Annotated in this window: 14 protein-coding genes; 5 read left to right on the forward strand and 9 right to left on the reverse strand. The window is 54.4% G+C overall.

From position 1 onward, the window contains the following. Positions 1 to 48: 48 nt before the first annotated feature. Positions 49 to 816 carry an exodeoxyribonuclease III gene (locus tag SR894_RS22270; RefSeq protein WP_009286323.1) on the reverse strand — a complete coding sequence of 256 codons (768 nt, stop codon included), beginning with the start codon at positions 814 to 816 and terminating at the stop codon, positions 49 to 51. A 141-nt stretch (positions 817 to 957) separates the two neighbouring features. Between SR894_RS22270 and pyrE the strand changes: the two genes are divergently transcribed. Beyond that, positions 958 to 1,623 (forward strand): orotate phosphoribosyltransferase, encoded by a 666-nt coding sequence (gene pyrE / locus SR894_RS22275; protein ID WP_223288281.1) that lies wholly within the window; start codon positions 958 to 960, stop codon positions 1,621 to 1,623. On the opposite strand, the gene SR894_RS22280 is transcribed toward pyrE, so the two are convergent. Then, positions 1,624 to 2,094, reverse strand: coding sequence for a tRNA (cytidine(34)-2'-O)-methyltransferase (locus SR894_RS22280; protein ID WP_133733166.1), 471 nt, complete (start codon positions 2,092 to 2,094; stop codon positions 1,624 to 1,626). A 110-nt stretch (positions 2,095 to 2,204) separates the two neighbouring features. On the opposite strand from SR894_RS22280, the gene rep reads away from it, so the two are divergent. Beyond that, positions 2,205 to 4,274 (forward strand): DNA helicase Rep, encoded by a 2,070-nt coding sequence (gene rep, locus SR894_RS22285; protein WP_223288280.1) that lies wholly within the window; start codon positions 2,205 to 2,207, stop codon positions 4,272 to 4,274. 134 nt (positions 4,275 to 4,408) lie between these two features. On the opposite strand, the gene SR894_RS22290 is transcribed toward rep, so the two are convergent. Beyond that, a complete protein-coding gene (locus SR894_RS22290; protein ID WP_223288279.1) occupies positions 4,409 to 5,272 on the reverse strand; it encodes a c-type cytochrome in 864 nt (287 codons plus the stop codon). 184 nt (positions 5,273 to 5,456) lie between these two features. Continuing rightward, positions 5,457 to 6,407, reverse strand: coding sequence for a GNAT family N-acetyltransferase (locus SR894_RS22295; protein ID WP_223288278.1), 951 nt, complete (start codon positions 6,405 to 6,407; stop codon positions 5,457 to 5,459). Between the two features lie 168 nt (positions 6,408 to 6,575). Here SR894_RS22295 and SR894_RS22300 point away from each other — a divergent pair, with 168 nt between their 5' ends. The 3 genes from SR894_RS22300 to SR894_RS22310 all read left to right on the forward strand — a co-directional run bounded on the left by SR894_RS22300 (position 6,576) and on the right by SR894_RS22310 (position 9,369). Then, entirely contained in the window at positions 6,576 to 7,256 is a 681-nt protein-coding gene (locus SR894_RS22300) for a response regulator transcription factor (RefSeq protein WP_223288277.1), read from the forward strand. Next, complete coding sequence (locus tag SR894_RS22305; protein WP_223288276.1) at positions 7,253 to 8,638, forward strand: ATP-binding protein; 1,386 nt, start codon at positions 7,253 to 7,255, stop codon at positions 8,636 to 8,638. Before SR894_RS22300 ends, SR894_RS22305 begins: the two co-directional genes overlap by 4 nt. A 131-nt stretch (positions 8,639 to 8,769) precedes the next feature. After that, a complete protein-coding gene (locus SR894_RS22310) occupies positions 8,770 to 9,369 on the forward strand; it encodes a CBS domain-containing protein (protein ID WP_223288275.1) in 600 nt (199 codons plus the stop codon). An 89-nt stretch (positions 9,370 to 9,458) separates the two neighbouring features. On the opposite strand, the gene nhaD is transcribed toward SR894_RS22310, so the two are convergent. The 5 genes from nhaD to SR894_RS22335 all read right to left on the reverse strand — a co-directional run bounded on the left by nhaD (position 9,459) and on the right by SR894_RS22335 (position 16,454). Beyond that, positions 9,459 to 10,925 (reverse strand): sodium:proton antiporter NhaD, encoded by a 1,467-nt coding sequence (gene nhaD / locus SR894_RS22315; protein WP_223288274.1) that lies wholly within the window; start codon positions 10,923 to 10,925, stop codon positions 9,459 to 9,461. A 157-nt stretch (positions 10,926 to 11,082) separates the two neighbouring features. Further along, positions 11,083 to 12,909, reverse strand: a complete 1,827-nt coding sequence (gene glmS, locus SR894_RS22320; RefSeq protein ID WP_223288273.1) for a glutamine--fructose-6-phosphate transaminase (isomerizing) — start codon at positions 12,907 to 12,909, stop codon at positions 11,083 to 11,085. Positions 12,910 to 13,099: 190 nt separating this feature from the next. Beyond that, positions 13,100 to 14,470 (reverse strand): bifunctional UDP-N-acetylglucosamine diphosphorylase/glucosamine-1-phosphate N-acetyltransferase GlmU, encoded by a 1,371-nt coding sequence (gene glmU, locus SR894_RS22325; RefSeq protein WP_223288272.1) that lies wholly within the window; start codon positions 14,468 to 14,470, stop codon positions 13,100 to 13,102. Position 14,471: 1 nt separating this feature from the next. Further along, positions 14,472 to 15,641 carry an FAD:protein FMN transferase gene (locus tag SR894_RS22330; RefSeq protein ID WP_223288271.1) on the reverse strand — a complete coding sequence of 390 codons (1,170 nt, stop codon included), beginning with the start codon at positions 15,639 to 15,641 and terminating at the stop codon, positions 14,472 to 14,474. A gap of 12 nt (positions 15,642 to 15,653) precedes the next feature. Beyond that, entirely contained in the window at positions 15,654 to 16,454 is an 801-nt protein-coding gene (locus SR894_RS22335; RefSeq protein WP_133733155.1) for an undecaprenyl-diphosphate phosphatase, read from the reverse strand. Positions 16,455 to 16,599: the final 145 nt, after the last annotated feature.

A 16,599-nucleotide genomic window follows, 5' to 3' on the forward strand; every position in this document is an offset into this window, starting at 1 on the left:
AATCCGCAAGGGTGACAGGCGACGCGGGAAAAGTTCGTTGCCTAGCGCTTAGAGCGCTAGGTCGTACTCAACGATTAGCGGTGCGAACTCGGAGAAGGTCGCATCGTAATCGATCCACGCGTCGACCACGTGGCGGCGGAAGTTGGGGCCGACTAATTGATAGTCAATCCGCCAACCTTCCTGGCGCTCACGGGGCACGTCTTGGTCGAGCTTCGGCCACCAGGTATATTCACCTGCATCGCGGTTAATTTCGCGGAAGGTGTCGATAAACCCGGTGGGGCCAAGCACCTGATCCATCCAGGCGCGCTCTTCCGGGCGGAAGCCTGAGGTCAGTTGATTATCCGACCAGTTAGCCAAATCGACGGTTTTATGGGCAATATGCCAAGTACCGCAGAGGATGTATTCGCGGCGTTTGCGCGACATCTTCGTCAAATACTCTTGATACTGCTCCATAAACGCCTGCTTGGCTTTTTGGTCACTTCCGTCAGGCATCAGGAAGGAGACGATACTGAAGCGTTCATAATCCGCCTGCAGAAAACGTCCTTCATGGTCACACTGAGGAAACCCCAGGCCATACATAATCGCCTTGGGGATTTTGCGGCAATAGAGTGCCACACCGGAGAAACCGTCCTCTTCGGCATCCAGGAAATAGCCTTCATAGCCTTCCGGATACAGAATGTGGTCACCCAGTTCAAAACTTTTTGCCTTGATGTTCTGCACGCAGACCACGTCGACATCCTGCTGAGCCAGCCAGTCCAGGAAGCCACGATCGACGGCATCACGAATACCATTGACATTGATGCTGGCAATTTTCATAAATCGTCCCTTTTGCGTCGCTGCTGTATGATACCCGACGTTTAGACGTTTGGGTAAAGGCAGCTAGTAAAACTTGCCATTTACCCCACTTTTATTGTTGCTTTCGTACCGATTTAAACCTACCGCCTAGTGAGGAATGCCGTGGCTACCACTCTACAACCCTACCAGCGCGATTTCATTGCCTTTGCCATTGAGCAAGGCGTGCTTAAGTTTGGCGAGTTTACGCTTAAATCTGGCCGCGTTAGCCCCTACTTTTTCAACGCAGGGCTGTTTCAAACCGGTCGTGCGCTGGCCAAACTGGGACGTTTTTACGCCCAGGCGATTGTCGATAGCGGCTTAAACGCCGATGTGCTGTTTGGCCCGGCGTACAAAGGCATCCCACTGGCGGCAGTCACCGCGGCGGCACTGGCCGATCATCACGACCGGGATATGCCCTACGCCTTTAATCGCAAAGAGGCGAAAACCCACGGCGAAGGCGGCAATATCGTAGGCGCACCGCTTGCTGGCGATATTTTGATCATTGATGACGTGATTACCGCGGGTACCGCCATTCGCGAAGTGATGACACTGATTGAACAGAGCGGTGCTCGTGCCGCTGGCGTTATCATAGCGCTTGACCGTCAGGAGCGCGGTCAAGGCGAGCAGAGCGCGATTCAGGAAGTGCAGGCTCAGTACGCTATGCCAGTGGTCAGTATCGTCACTCTGGAGCAAGTGCTCACTTACCTTGAAGAGCATGCTGGTGGCGAAATGCTCGCCTACGCTGAAGCGATCAGGGCGTATCGTGACCGCTATGGGATTACCAATTGATTAGACCTGCAGCGCGCCAGCGAACCCTTGCTGGCGCCACGCTTCGTAGCTCACAATAGCCACGGCGTTGGAAAGGTTTAGGCTACGGTTATTGGGTTGCATGGGCAGGCGCAGTTTATGCTCAGCGGTTAGCGCTTCATGCACCTGGGGTGACAGCCCAGCGGTTTCAGAGCCAAACAGCAGCACATCGCCTGGGGCAAAGTCCGCATCGCTGTAGGTGCGGGTTCCCTTGGTAGTGATCGCCCAGATGCGCCGCCCCTGCATGGTTTGCTGAAAGGCGCTAAAATCGGCGTGGCGAGTGACGTTGTCGAGGTCGCGGTAATCCAGCCCGGCGCGACGCAGCTTTTTCTCTTCCAGGTCAAAGCCCAGCGGCTCAATCAGGTGTAACCGGCAGCCATTATTGGCGACCAGGCGCATGATATTGCCCGTATTGGGCGCCATGCGCGGTTCAAAAAGCGCTACTTCAAACATCTCCACCTGCCTGTTTATTATGCCTTCGCCAAGCGGACGATTGTACTTGAAACCGTACTTGAAATCGTAATCGAAACCGCCAGCAACTCTCGTAGAGGACGACCGACGCCATGACGCCTGCAACGCCCAAGAGCATTCTTAGCCGCATCAAAGGGCTAAACCCGCGCCAGCAGGAAGCCGTGCGCTACATTGATGGCCCTTGCCTGGTGTTGGCGGGTGCAGGTTCCGGTAAAACCAGCGTTATCACCACTAAAATTGCCTATTTGGTGCAAGAGTGTGGGATGAGCGCGCGCAGGATCGCCGCGGTGACCTTTACCAATAAAGCCGCCCGAGAGATGAAAGAACGCGTGGGCCAGATGCTCCACGGCAAAGAGGGCCACGGACTGACGGTCTCTACTTTTCACACCCTGGGGCTGAATATTATCCGTGGCGAGCTTAAAACCCTGGGCTATAAACCGGGCTTTTCGCTATTTGACCCGGAAGACGCCAAGGCGCTGCTGCGCGATTTGATGAACAAAGACGCCCAGGTGGACGCCGAGCAGATCAATGCTGTGCAGAGCAAAATTTCCACCTGGAAGAACGACTTGGTGCTGCCTAGCGATGCGCTCTCGTTTGCGGCTGATGACGATGAGCACTTTGCCGCTCGGGTTTATGAAGCCTACGTACGCCATTTAAAAGCCTACAACGCGGTGGATTTCGACGATCTGATTCTGCTGCCGGTGGTACTGCTCAAGAACGATACGGAAGCACTAGAGCGCTGGCGGCGCAAAATCCACTACATGCTCGTCGATGAGTATCAGGACACCAACGTCTCCCAGTACCTGTTAGTGAAACTGCTAATGGCGGAGCGCTCCACCTTTACCGTGGTAGGCGACGATGACCAGTCGATCTACGCCTGGCGCGGTGCCCGCCCTGAAAACCTAATCACCCTGGGTGAAGATTTCCCGCGCTTGAAAGTGATCAAGCTGGAGCAGAACTACCGCTCTACCGCCACGATACTGCGCGCCGCCAACACGCTAATCGCCAACAACCCCCACGTTTATGAGAAGACGCTATGGTCCGATATGGGCGACGGCGCGCCTATTCGGGTAATCGTGAATCGTCATGAAGAGGCGGAGTCTGAGCGGGTCGCCAGCGAAATGCTCACCCGGCGTATCAAGGAAAAGGCCGAGTGGCGGGATTTTGCGGTGCTTTATCGGGGCAATTTCCAGGCCCGCTTGTTAGAGCTTAAGCTGCAGCACTACCAAATTCCTTACAAGCTTTCCGGTGGTACGTCGTTTTTCTCGCGCAACGAGATTAAAGACACCATGGCTTACCTGCGCCTGTTGATTAATCCCGCGGACGACAACGCCTTTTTGCGCATTGTTAACGTGCCGCGCCGCGAAGTGGGCCCTGGAACGGTAGAGAAACTCGCCAACTATGCCACCGAGCGCTCAATTTCGCTGTTTGCCGCCTGCCATGAGCTTGGGTTGGAACAAGTATTGCCGACCCGAGCTACGGAGCGCTTAAGCCGGTTCACCCACTTCATCGACGGCGTGCGCAAGCGCATGGATCAAGGCGATGCCATTGCCGCCATTCGCGACATGCTGCGGGATATGGATTACGAAGCCTGGCTGTATCAAAACGCCAGCGCACCCACCGTCGCAGAACGCCGCATGGCCAACGTGTGGATTCTCATCGACCAGCTAGAAAAATCGCTCAACCGCGATCCGGAAGACGATACCGATTCCACCGAGACCGAAACCGACGGCGTAGAAGCGGCTATTTCACGCCTGGTACTGCGCGACATTCTGGAGCAGCAGGCGGAAGAGGATGACTCGGATAGAGTGCAGTTACTCACCATGCACGCCTCTAAAGGCCTGGAGTTTCCGCATGTCTATTTGATGGGCTTAGAGGAGGATCTGCTGCCCCACCGCAACGCCATCGAAGTAGGCACAGTGGAAGAGGAGCGGCGATTAGCCTATGTGGGCATTACCCGGGCGCGGCGCACACTAACGTTAACACTTGCCCGCCAGCGCAAAGCCTACGGTGAGCTTATGGACTGTGCACCCAGCCGCTTTTTAGACGAATTGCCCGGGGGGGATTTGGAGTGGGAAGGTCGTGCCGATAAAGAAGATCCGGATAAGAAACAGGCCCGTGGTAAAGACGCCATAGCAGGGCTCCGCTCGTTGCTGGGGTGATCAAGCGGGCGTTGTAAAACTGGAACACTAAAACCAGGCCTTTAAAACAAGAATATCCACAGGGCGGCGACTAAAACACCCTGTGGATAAATTTACCAAGCTAAATCAGTGCTGCTTAACGGAACGACTTACTGCTACTGAGCTTCAGCCATTAAATAATCGACAACGGCCATCACTTCTTCATCAGAAAGATTGGGATTGCCGCCTTTGGCTGGCATAGCGCCGATACCGTTAATGGCGCTGGCGTAAAGCTCATCAGCCCCCTTCTCTAAACGCGCCGCCCAAGCTTCTGAATCGCCTTTGGTCGGTGCACCGGCAACGCCATTATCGTGGCACGCCACACACCCAGAGCTTGCGTAAAGGGCTTCACCGTCTAAGTCGCTACCGCCACTTGCTTCTTCAGAGGCGGCCGCGTCTTCTTCACTCGCTGAGTCGTCGTTAGCAGCCATATTTTCTTCAGTTGCAGCGGCTTCACCTTCAGTAGCAGCGGCCTCTTCAGTAGCTTCTTCCGTCGGTGCTGACTCTTCAGAAGCAGCATCGTCGCCACCGCCTAATTCAGGCACTTCCATAACCGGCTCAACCATATAAGCAACCGCTGCTTCCACTTCCTCGTCGGAAAGGTTGGGGTTGCCGCCTTTCGCTGGCATGGCGCCAATACCGTTGATAGCGTGGTCTAACAGCGTGGCGAAACCTTGCTCAGTGCGTGCAGACCAGGCAGCTTCATCACCACGAATAGGCGCGCCCGCAGCACCCGTTTCATGGCATGCCATACAGATATTATTATAGATGCCCGCACCGTCTATACCACCACCACTACTGGCAGAAGCCGCTGGTGCCGCCGCGGTGCCACAGTCTTGGCCTTGTAAACAGAGTTGACCCACCGGCGCCAAACGCTCGGCAATCGCATCACGTACGGCGTCATCTTGGGCATAAACACTGGATGTGCCCGCCATGAAGCCGAGGGCCGCCAGCCCGCTCATGATCAGCTTAGCTTTCACTCTCACCACCTCTTGAGTATTGTCATCAAACTTTTATCCTCAACCCCTGTGCGTGGCAGCGCCAATATTGACGGTGCGCAGCTGAGACGCCAAGACGTGCATATAGGACTAGTATAACGGCAACGCAAAGCGCAAGAAAATGCTACTAAGCGCGCCTATTCAACCGTTGGTTACTATTGGCAGCTTAATTTGGCAAATCCCTCCTCTCACCACTGCCTTTCCAGGCGAATAAACGTTGCTGCGCATAGCGTATAAAACCTGCCTGCTGGTAAAGCCGTTTAGCCGGTACATTGACATCATCTACAGCCAGCATGACCTCCTGCACGCCAGCCTGCTGGGCAAGCGTAAGAGCTTTATTTAACAGCGCGCGGCCCAAGCCTTTGCCACGCCAATCCGTTGTTAGTCCCATTAACATTAGCTCCCAACGGCCTAGGGCAGGGCGCGGCGCAAGCAGTAGCACACCCACCACGGCATCACGATAGCCAACAGCGTACCAGTGCTGTGGTGCCTGGGGAGCCTGCTGATAAAAACCATCCAATAACTCTTCCACTGAGAGTACGTCGCGCAAGGGGCGGCTATCCAGCGAATCTTGCCCCACTGCGGCCAACAGACTCACCTGCTCCCTCAGAGAAAGTTCGCCAAACGGCTGCAGTGACAATGGTAGTACTTCATTCATTGATAAGCGGTAGCGGCTACTGCCGATTAAATGCTCCAAGCAAGCCAAACGCTGCATGCCATGCTCACGTAACAGCGCTTCTGATACGGACGCCTGGGATGACAGCTCCAAGTGGCATAAGCGAATATTGTGAGCTTCTACCCATGCATTGGCCGCACGCAATAGCGCGCTAGTATGCACACCCTGTTCGCTGGGCAGCTGCTTGGGTAACCATAGCTGCGCCATGTTCATGGGCAGGGGTTGTACCCAGATAGCGGCCGTCAGCTGTCCCGCCTCAAGCGTTACCCATAGCCCATCCCACTGGGTATCCGGCTGATTGTACATTGCCTTTACGGCAGCGCTCAGGGCCGCTTGAAGCTTAGGGTCATGGGCGGCAGCAAGCTGCAGCAGTGCTTCGCGTCGTCGTGCTGGCGGGCAAAGTACTACCTCTGGACTACTTGAGGAATAACTAAATGTCATGGCTGATCAATCAAATACCGAGCTCCGAAGGAGTAACAAAGCATGCTAGGTTATTAACCTACAATTTATAACCTCATCCTGACGACCTAAGCCTTTGCATACCACCCTTATCCGTGCTTATTTCAAGGGTTAAGGGTAGCGAAGAATTTAAAGGAGTAACTATCCGCCATGCGTATATTGTTGGTAGAAGACGATCCGAGCTTAGCCTCGGGCATTCGCTTGGCATTAAAACCCGAGAATTTCACGGTGGATCACCTTAGCGACGGCTTTAGCGCCCTGGCCGCGTTAAAGGAAGGCGAACCTTTTGATGCGGTCATTCTCGATCTGGGGCTGCCGCGTATGGATGGTATGCAGGTATTGGAAGCCGTGAGGCGGTTGGGCAATCGCGTACCCATTTTGGTATTAACGGCTCGCGATGCCGTCGATGAACGAATCACTGGGTTAGATGCGGGTGCCGATGATTATTTAACCAAGCCGTTTGAAGTGGCTGAATTAAAAGCTCGTCTGAGAGCCCTACTGCGGCGCAGTAGTGACCAGGTAAACAGCGCTCTGGAGTGCCGTGGTATCCGCCTCGACCCGCTCACCATGCAGGTGAGCTACCAGGGGAAGCCCGTGGTGTTGTCACGACGGGAATTGACCTTACTTCAAGAGTTTATGAGCCACCCCGGACGAGTATTCACCCGCGATACGCTAACACGCTTGGTCTATGGCTGGGATGAGGACGTGGAGAGCAACGCCATTGAGGTACATGTGCACCACCTTCGGCGCAAATTTTTTCCTCACCTGATTCGCACGCTACGCGGTATTGGTTACGTAATGGATAAAACGAATCAGGATAAGCACCCATGACCTCTATCCGCCAACGCACCCTGGGGCTAGCGCTGCTGGTGTTTGGCATAAGCATGCTGGTGATTGGCTTTATCAGCTATCGCTACGCTGCCCATGAAATTGAAGCACTGTACGATGCCAGTCTTGAGCAAAATGCGCGCCTATTGGAAGGCCTGTTGCAAGCACCACTGCCGGATGAAACCCAGGGTGTGCTGCTTAGCAGCCTAGAAAGTGCTCTAGGAAAAACGGCGAGATCTGATCGACGCTTTGCAGGTTACCGAGCAGATAGCCAGCTGGGCTTTCAGCTGTGGGAAGAGAGCCGCCTCCTGCTGCGCTCAGCTAATGCCCCCGAGTCGCCGTTGGAAGATCTCCCTGTGGGATTCACCAGTCGGTCTATTAATGAGATCCAATGGCGCATTTATGTGCTCGACATACCTAACTCCACGCAGCGGATTGTGGTTAGCGAGCGCGAAGACGTTCGCGGGGAACTGATTAGAGCAGTAGCGCTACGCACGTTACTGCCCGACCTGATTGGCCTGCCGCTACTCACCGCCCTGCTATGGTGGTCGATTGGCTGGGGCTTGGTTCCCCTGTCGCGCATGGCCGAGCAAATTCGCAATCGTGATCCGCATAATTTACAGCCCCTAACCCTCAGCCCATTGCCCCAGGAACTAGACACTATCGCCGGTGCGCTCAACCGGCTGTTAAAGCGAATCCGCTTGATGCGCGTGCGCGAAAAGCGCTTTATTGCCGATGCCGCCCATGAGCTACGCACTCCCTTAGCGGTACTCGATCTACACGCTCAGAACGCCCTAACTGCCGAAAACCTCGAAGATCGTCAGGAAGCGCTCAATCACCTGCGCGGTGGCGTCGCACGGGCCACGCGCTTGGTTACCCAGCTTTTAACACTGGCTCGCCTGGAGCCTGAGGAGGAGTCACAGCCTGAATACCGTACTAGCCAGTTACTTAGTGAAGTGCGCGAGACCCTGGCCAAGCTTTCGCCCCTGGCTGCTGAGCGCGAACAGCAACTGCTGCTAAATGCAGATGAACAGGGAGATTGGTCGATGTTAGAAGAGCCCGGTGCCATTGAAACGCTGGTACAGAATCTGGTTGGTAATGCCATCCAACACTCGCCTAATCAAAGTATCATCAGCATATCCCTAGCGGCGACGCCACAAGGCTTTCAATTGACGGTGGATGACCAGGGCCCAGGGATACCGGTCAATGAACGCAAAAAAGTGGTCGAGCGCTTTCAACGCGCGGGCCCCAGCGCCGGCTCAGGATTAGGGCTTTCCATTGTTGAACGGCTGGTCACACGCCACGGCGGCAAGCTTCAGTTGGATGACGCGCCCAGTGGGGGGTTACGCGTAGCTATTTATCTGCAGCGTCCAAGAGAGCAATAACACTTTCTTTGCTTCTTACGCTGAGTTTTATGGCTCTCTTAAGGTTGCGATAAGAAATGCGTGCAACTGTGGAGTTGCAAGGCGAGCCAGATACCAACGGCTCCCTCTTTTCTCCACATGGAGGTACCCTGATGAACCAAGTGACTTTTTCACCTAAACCCTTAATTCAACTTGGCTCAGCACCACTGCTAGCCAAGCCTTCAGCGCGGCGTCTACTGCCTACTAGCCCAGCGATGACGGTATTGACCGACTTTTCCCAAGTCATGCCTCAATCCGTTGATGCCGACACGCCTATCGACGAGGCGCACCTCAAGATGCGTTATAGCGGCGTAAGGCTACTGTTCGTGATGGATCAGCAAGCACACTGCATCGGCATTATTACCTCAAAAGAAGTGATTGGTACGCGGCGCATCAACATCGCCATGCAGCAGCGCAACCTTAGTCGTGAAGAGGTAACCGCTGAAATGATCATGACCCCGTGGCACAAGCTTAGCGCCATGCCCGTCTCCCAGTTGGCATCGTTAACCATTGAGGATCTGGTGCTGTCGATGGAGGCCGTGACCGATCAACACCTGTTAATCACTGAGCAAAACGATAACCACGAACTTAGGATTCGCGGCATTATCTCAGCCAGCGATATACAGAGTGCGGTAGGTAAAGAGATCAACCCGATGCCTATGGCGAAAAGCTTCGCCGATATTTGCCAAGTCATAACTGGCCACGACCTATAATGACTGATCGTTAACCGATTTAATCTACATCTAGAAACGCCCCTCACTGGTTACTCAGTGAGGGGCGTTTTCAGTTTGCTATACAGCGTTTAAAACAACGCGCTGTTAATCCAAAGATGCGTTGCAATGCTAGCGGCATAACCCAACAAAATGGCTGGTACCCAGCGAAGGTGTACAGCAAAGGTATAAATACCTCGCGCCTGGCCCATAAGGGCAACACCTGCAGCTGAGCCCATTGAGAGCAGACTGCCGCCGACACCGGCCGTTAGGGTAATCAATAGCCAGTTCCCCTCGGACATATCCGGGGCCATGGAAAGTACCGCGAACATCACTGGGATGTTATCCACAACGGCCGAGATAAGCCCCAGCACAACGTTCGCCCACACCGGATCCCAACTGCCGTAGAGCGTTTCGGAAAGCAGGCTGAGATAGCCCATAAAGCCAAGGCCACCGACACACATTACAACCCCGTAGAAGAACAGCAGCGTGTCCCACTCGGAACGGGCGATACGGCTGAAAATATCGAAGGGAACTACGCTACCCAACTGCTCCAACTTCTTCCAGTCGCCGCGGCGAGAATAGCGCTCCCGCTTGCGTTCAAGCGAACGCGGCAGGCTGCGGCGCAGATAGTAACCAAAGAACTGCAGTAGACCTAAACCAAACATCATGCCCATGGCAGGCGGTAAGTAGAGGATAGAGTGACACAGTACCGAGATGGCCACGGTAATCAAAAACAGTACGATAATCCGCCGAGCGCCGCGCTTGAGCCAGACATTCTCTTTAAGTGAGGCAGGCTGACGATTGACGATAAAGAAATTCATGATAACCGCAGGCACCATGAAATTAACCACCGCGGGAAGCAGCAGGGCAAAGAAGCCTTCAAACGGTACCTGGCCCGCCTGCCACACCATCAGCGTGGTGATGTCGCCAAATGGGCTAAAGGCACCACCGGCGTTGGAAGCCACTACTACGTTGACGCAACACAGACCGATAAACTTATTATCCCCTTCGGCCACTTTAAGTACCACGGCGCACATCAGCATGGCGGTGGTCATATTGTTGGCGATCGCCGAAATACCGAATGCCATGACACCGGTGATCCAGAACAGGGTGCGGTAGCTAAAGCCTTTACGCACAAGCCAAGAACGCAGCGCATCAAATACCCGGCGCTCTTCCATGGCGTTGATATAGGTCATCGCCACCAGCAAAAACAGCAGCAGCTCAGCGTATTCAAGCAACGTTTCACGGAAAGCGGTTTCCGCCTCTTCCGGCATCCCCGCTTGTACATAGACCCAGGCCACTAGCGCCCAGATAAGCCCAGCCGCCACCAGCACCGGCTTAGACTTACGCATATGCAGTAGCTCTTCACTCATCACCAACGCATAGGCGAGCACGAAGATCACGACAGAAGAAATACCGGCAAGCGAAAGAGTAAGATCGAGGGGCCCGGCGGCGGCATAAGAGAGAGAAGGAAAAACAAAAAGCGTACAGGCGAGCAACAACCAAGCGACCCGGCTAGCATAATGCCGGGTTACGTGGACGTTTGGTGGTTTCATGGCGATGTTATCCAATCAGGGGGGAGAAAGACCGCCACGATAATAAGCACCCTAACCACATGCTGCAACGCAACGGTTGCGCATAAGATGCGACTAATTGCCGCATCTTGTAAAGCGTTTTTATTGGCTTAATTAAATATAAAGTCTGACGCCTAAATCACTCCACCGTCACGCTTTTAGCCAGGTTACGGGGCTGGTCTACATCGGTGCCTTTGAGCACAGCCACGTGGTAACTCAATAGCTGTAGCGGAAGGGTGTACAGCAGCGGCGCTAGCGCTTCGTGCACGTGTGGTAGGGTCAGCACACGTATATCTTCCTGGGCATCGATACCCACGCTCTCATCAGCAAATACAAACAGTTGACCGCCGCGGGCACGGACTTCCTGAAGGTTGGATTTTAGCTTTTCAAGCAGGTCATCGTTGGGGGCGACCGAGATCACTGGCATTTCACTGTCCACCAGCGCCAGCGGGCCATGCTTTAATTCCCCGGCGGGGTACGCCTCGGCATGAATATAGGAAATCTCTTTGAGCTTTAACGCCCCTTCAAGGGCAATCGGATAGTGGGCCCCACGGCCCAAGAAGAGCGCGTGGTGTTTCTCTGCAAACGCTTGGGAAAGTATTTCGATCTGGCTATCCAGCGCCAGCACCCGCTGACATACCTCAGGCAACGTGTGTAGCGCAGCGATGATATCCGGATATTCGGCTTGATCTTTAGCTTTACTGACTGAAAGCGTTAGCAGCATAAGTGCTACCAGCTGAGTGGTAAAAGCTTTGGTCGAAGCAACGCCAATTTCAGGGCCCGCGCGGGTCATGAGGGTAATGTCAGACTCACGCACTAGCGAACTACCGGGCACGTTACAGATCGCCAGCGAGCCGATATAGTCGAGGGTTTTAGCAAAGCGTAGCGCGGCCAGGGTATCGGCGGTTTCACCGGATTGGGAAAGGGTGACAAACAGGGTGCCTTCAGGCACGACCGGATGACGGTAGCGGTACTCAGAGGCCACCTCGACCTGCACCGGCACCCCCGCGTATCGCTCCAGCCAATAGCGCGCCACCAGCCCCGCATGGTAGCTGGTGCCGCAGGCAATGATGTGTACCTGGCGGGTGCGCTTGAAAAGCGCCAGCGCATCGGGGCCAAAACTCTCGACTAACACGCTTTTAGCGCTCAGCCGCCCCTCTAATGCCGCCTCAATCACCGTTGGCTGCTCGAAAATCTCCTTGAGCATATAGTGGCGGTAATCGCCCTTACTGGCCGCGCCATCGCCGTGTTCAAAGGTATGGGTAGGGCGCTCAACGTCGTTACCCTGGCGATCTACAATGCGAATGCTCCCCTGCTCGCGCAGCTCGACCAAATCACCCTCTTCAAGGTAAATAAAGCGATCTGTGACCGGCAGCAGCGCCAGCGGGTCAGAGGCTAAAAAGGCCTCATTAATCCCCACACCGACCACTAGCGGACTACCCTGGCGCGCGCCAACCACGACCCCAGGTTCTCTAACACTCATTACTCCCAGCGCGTAGGCGCCGCCTAAGCCGTTAACAATCTGCTGCGTAGCATCAAACAGAGTGAGCCCATCAGCCAGCTTTTCAGAGAGTAAGTGAGCTATCACTTCGGTATCGGTTTCGGAGCTAAACGCATAGCCGCTGCGCTGAAGGCTCTCTTTTATAGCCTCGTAGTTCTCAATAATACCGTTGTGCACAACGGCAACCTGATCGCTACTATGGTGCGGGTGCGCATTGGCCTCAGAGGGTTTCCCGTGGGTTGCCCAGCGGGTATGTGCAATGCCCGAAAAACCCGGTAGCGCGGCCTTATCCAATTGAGCGGCAAGCTCAGCCACTTTTCCAAGCGCACGATGGCGGGTTAATACGCCGTCATTGCACACCGTCATACCGGCCGAATCGTAGCCGCGATACTCCAGGCGTTTTAGTCCTTCTAATAGAATTTCTTGGACGTTGCGCTGGGCAACGGCGGCCACAATGCCACACATAGTCACTCTCCTAGTTTATTAACCATAGCTCTTCACAAACGCTACTCGACCAACCCGCTGAACGGTAGAACGACGACCATTGATTATGTATACGGCTTTTTAATGATTATTAGCATCATTTTAAAAACGATTTTTAAGGGCTGTTTTAAGGGCTGACTCAAGAGCCCTTTTTAATTGCTTTCTTCCCGCCCTATGGCTTTGTCATTTTACTGGGACGCGGCCAATCAATCTTCTCTAACTGGCGGCCTCGGGTGACGGCCAACGCGTAATCGGTGACGTCTTTAGCAATCGTAGACCCAGCCCCTATGGTAGCGCCTTTGCCCACGGTGACAGGCGCTACTAGCGCAGTGTTAGAGCCAATAAAAGCATTATCGCCTATCTCAGTGTGGTGCTTATTAGCGCCGTCGTAGTTGCAGGTGATGGTACCCGCGCCTACATTCACATCTCGGCCTAAACGGGTATCGCCCACATAGCTTAAATGATTAATCTTACTGCCCTCGCCCACATCGGCGTTTTTGGTTTCAACAAAATTGCCTACCTTGGCTTTTACCGCTAACCGCGTGCCGGGTCGAAGTCGCGCAAAGGGGCCAATCTGGTTGAGGCCCGCCGCCACGGTGCGCTCTATAACGCTATGGGTATCGACGACGCTTTCTGCACCAATGGTGCTGTTTTTAATCACGCAGTAGGGGCCAATGCGTACGCCCTCGCCTAGTTCAACCTCACCTTCAAATACACAACCCACATCGATAAACACATCGTGACCGCAGGTCAGACGACCGCGCACATCAAGCCGTTCGGGGTCGGCAAGTGCTACTCCCTGTGCCATTAACTTATCGGCCAACTGGCGTTGATAAACGCGTTCCAAGCGGGCCATTTGAACTCGATTATTAACCCCTTCCACTTCAACGGCGGAGGCCGGTTGAGCGGTGCATACCTTGATACCTTCCGCTGCGGCCATGGCAATGACATCGGTCAGGTAGTACTCACCCTGGGCATTATCTGCGGAGAGCTGTGGTAACCAGCGTTTAAGCTGGGTACTCGTCATGGCCATAATACCGGTATTGCACTCGGTGATCGCAAGCTCGGCGCTGCTGGCATCTTTTTGCTCAACAATGGCCACCGCTTCGCCTGCGTCGTCACGCACAATCCGTCCATAACCCGAAGGGTCAGCTAGCGTTACCGTCAACAGCCCCATGTGCTGCTCATCCACATGGGCCAACAGCTCGCTAAGGGATTCACGCTGCAGCAGCGGTACATCGCCGTAAAGGATTAACACCTTGCCGCTACCCAACTGCTCGAGCGCTTGCGCCACCGCGTGCCCGGTGCCCTTCTGCTCGGCCTGAACGGCAAACTGCACGGCATTTTCTGCTAGCGCTTCGCGCAGTTGGTCAGCGCCATGACCAATCACGACATGGGTGCGATCCGGCTGCAACCCTAAAGCAGTATCCAGCACGTGCTGCACCATTGGCTTACCCGCCAGAGTGTGAAGCACTTTAGGTATTTGTGAATGCATCCGCGTGCCTTTTCCCGCGGCGAGAATGACGATATCCAATTCTTGCATACTATTCACCTATTACTGATGGGTCAGCGGGCGCTTGGTCGGCTGCGGCGGGGCTGCTGGTCGCTGGGGGTTGTCGTTGTTCAATGCCCAACTCATTTATCAACGCTTCCCCAAAATAATTAACAAACTCAGGGCTCGCAATGCTACGCCACTGCTCGCCATCGCGCACCAGCAGGAGTACTTTGAGATTGTTCTCAACGGCCAGTTGCATCGCCTCCTGTTCGCCAACCACTAATAGCGCCGTCGCCCAGGCATCCGCCCAGGCATTGGAGGGGTGAAAAACCGACACCGAGGCAAGCTGGTGGGTTACCGGTCGGCCTGTGCGCGGATCGATGGTGTGGGAAAAGCGCTGTCCGTCTACTTCAAAATAGTTGCGGTAATCACCTGAGGTGGCCACCGACATACTCTCTAGCGGGATAATATGCTGAGCACGCTGCTGGCCATCTTCAGGCACCTCAATGCCAATCTGCCAGGGCGTTTGTTCTTCCTCATCACGCAGGCCACGGGCGATTAGTTCTCCGCCAATATTGACTAAATAGTGCTCCAGCCCCTGCTGATCCAGATATGCAGCAACCCGGTCAGTTCCATGGCCTTTGGCCACACCAGAAAGATCGACAAACACATCGCGGATACGCCGCGCCTGCATATTTTGGGTATCGACTTCTAAAGCGTCATAACCTACCTGGGCCAACTGCTCAGCAAGAACATCATCGGCGGGCACCTCTTCTGGCCGCGCACCGGGGCCGAAGCTCCACAAATTGACCAGATCGCCCACGGTAATATCAAAGGCGCCATGGCTGGCTTCAGCGACGGATTGGCTAATCGCCAATACCTCAATGAGCTCATTGGAGAGCGGCTGCCACTCCTCCAGCGGAGCCTCGTTAAAAGCGATCAGTTCGGCATCATCGCGATAGGTGGACATTGCCTGATCAACGTTCTCTAGCTCTGCTTTGAAGCCCTCTTCCAATTCAAGGGACTCGCCCTGAGTGAGCGGATCCATAATGGTCACCTGGTAGAAGGTGCCGAAAATATTGCCATCAAAGCGTACCGGTGGTTCCAGAGGTCGATCACTCTCTGAACAGCCTGCCAAGCCTAACCCCAAGCCCAGCAGTGAACCCGTTACGATCAGTGCACGTCCCCACCTTGCTGTGCATTCAACAGCCTTTTTCATCGTTGCTTTATCCTAAAAATAAAAGAACCACAGCAGCCAGGCGCCGAACAGCACGCGATAAATCACAAAGGGCTGCATTCCCAATTTTTTTATAACCACCAGAAAGTAGTGAATACACAAGTACGCGCTTATTCCCGATAGCAGAGTGCCCGACAACATCGCGATCCAATCAATCGACTGTGGAGCGCTAAACAGCCCCACTGCTTCGAGGCCACCTGCCAGCACAATCACCGGAATTGACAGTAAGAAAGAGAAGCGCGAGGCACTTTCTCGGCTCATACCTACCATCAGCGCCGCGGTAATAGTAATCCCCGAGCGCGAGGTGCCTGGGATGAGCGCTAGCGCCTGGGCACCGCCAATAATCAGCACATCCTTCAAACGCAGTTGGTACTCGCTGCGTGTCCCCTCTTTACGCCAATCGGCATACCCCAACAATAGCCCGAAACCAATTAAACTGAAGCCGATAATCAGCGTAGAGCGCATAAAATGAGAAATAACATCGTGCAGTAGCAAACCAATAAGCCCCACCGGGATGGTCGCTAACGTCACCCATAAAGCCAGTCGCGCGTCTTCATTAACCCCTTTACCGCTGATCGCAGCCAGGCTACTCACCACCATCTGCCAAATTTCCTGCCGGAAGTAGATAATCACCGCAGAAAGGCTGCCTAAATGCAGGGCAACATCAAAGGCTAGGCCCTGATCTTGCCACTCGGTCAGCACAGGCACCAAGATTAGGTGAGCAGAGCTTGAAACGGGTAAAAATTCTGACACTCCCTGAACAACCGCTAACACCACCACCTGGAGCCAATCCATAAAAAATCCTGTGTATAGAAACAATTTAGTGGTTTGCAATGGCGCTTAAGGATACACATCCGCTTATTCGTTGTCCGCCAATGCCGTTGCTGACACTCGCCACCACTGACACACAAAGGCGCCGTTTCGCAGCCTAAAGACAGTG

Source organism: Vreelandella neptunia (assembly GCF_034479615.1).
GTDB classification, from domain to species: Bacteria; Pseudomonadota; Gammaproteobacteria; order Pseudomonadales; family Halomonadaceae; genus Vreelandella; species Vreelandella neptunia.

Bases quoted from the DNA above. Each gene is read 5' to 3' on its own strand.
- SR894_RS22330 (WP_223288271.1), bottom strand. From the start codon at position 15,641: ATGAAAAAGGCTGTTGAATGCACAGCAAGGTGGGGACGTGCACTGATC.
- SR894_RS22310 (WP_223288275.1), top strand. From the start codon at position 8,770: ATGAACCAAGTGACTTTTTCACCTAAACCCTTAATTCAACTTGGCTCA.
- SR894_RS22270 (WP_009286323.1), bottom strand. From the start codon at position 816: ATGAAAATTGCCAGCATCAATGTCAATGGTATTCGTGATGCCGTCGAT.
- SR894_RS22335 (WP_133733155.1), bottom strand. From the start codon at position 16,454: ATGGATTGGCTCCAGGTGGTGGTGTTAGCGGTTGTTCAGGGAGTGTCA.
- glmS (WP_223288273.1), bottom strand. From the start codon at position 12,909: ATGTGTGGCATTGTGGCCGCCGTTGCCCAGCGCAACGTCCAAGAAATT.
- nhaD (WP_223288274.1), bottom strand. From the start codon at position 10,925: ATGAAACCACCAAACGTCCACGTAACCCGGCATTATGCTAGCCGGGTC.
- SR894_RS22300 (WP_223288277.1), top strand. From the start codon at position 6,576: ATGCGTATATTGTTGGTAGAAGACGATCCGAGCTTAGCCTCGGGCATT.
- SR894_RS22295 (WP_223288278.1), bottom strand. From the start codon at position 6,407: ATGACATTTAGTTATTCCTCAAGTAGTCCAGAGGTAGTACTTTGCCCG.
- glmU (WP_223288272.1), bottom strand. From the start codon at position 14,470: ATGCAAGAATTGGATATCGTCATTCTCGCCGCGGGAAAAGGCACGCGG.
- rep (WP_223288280.1), top strand. From the start codon at position 2,205: ATGACGCCTGCAACGCCCAAGAGCATTCTTAGCCGCATCAAAGGGCTA.
- SR894_RS22280 (WP_133733166.1), bottom strand. From the start codon at position 2,094: ATGTTTGAAGTAGCGCTTTTTGAACCGCGCATGGCGCCCAATACGGGC.
- SR894_RS22305 (WP_223288276.1), top strand. From the start codon at position 7,253: ATGACCTCTATCCGCCAACGCACCCTGGGGCTAGCGCTGCTGGTGTTT.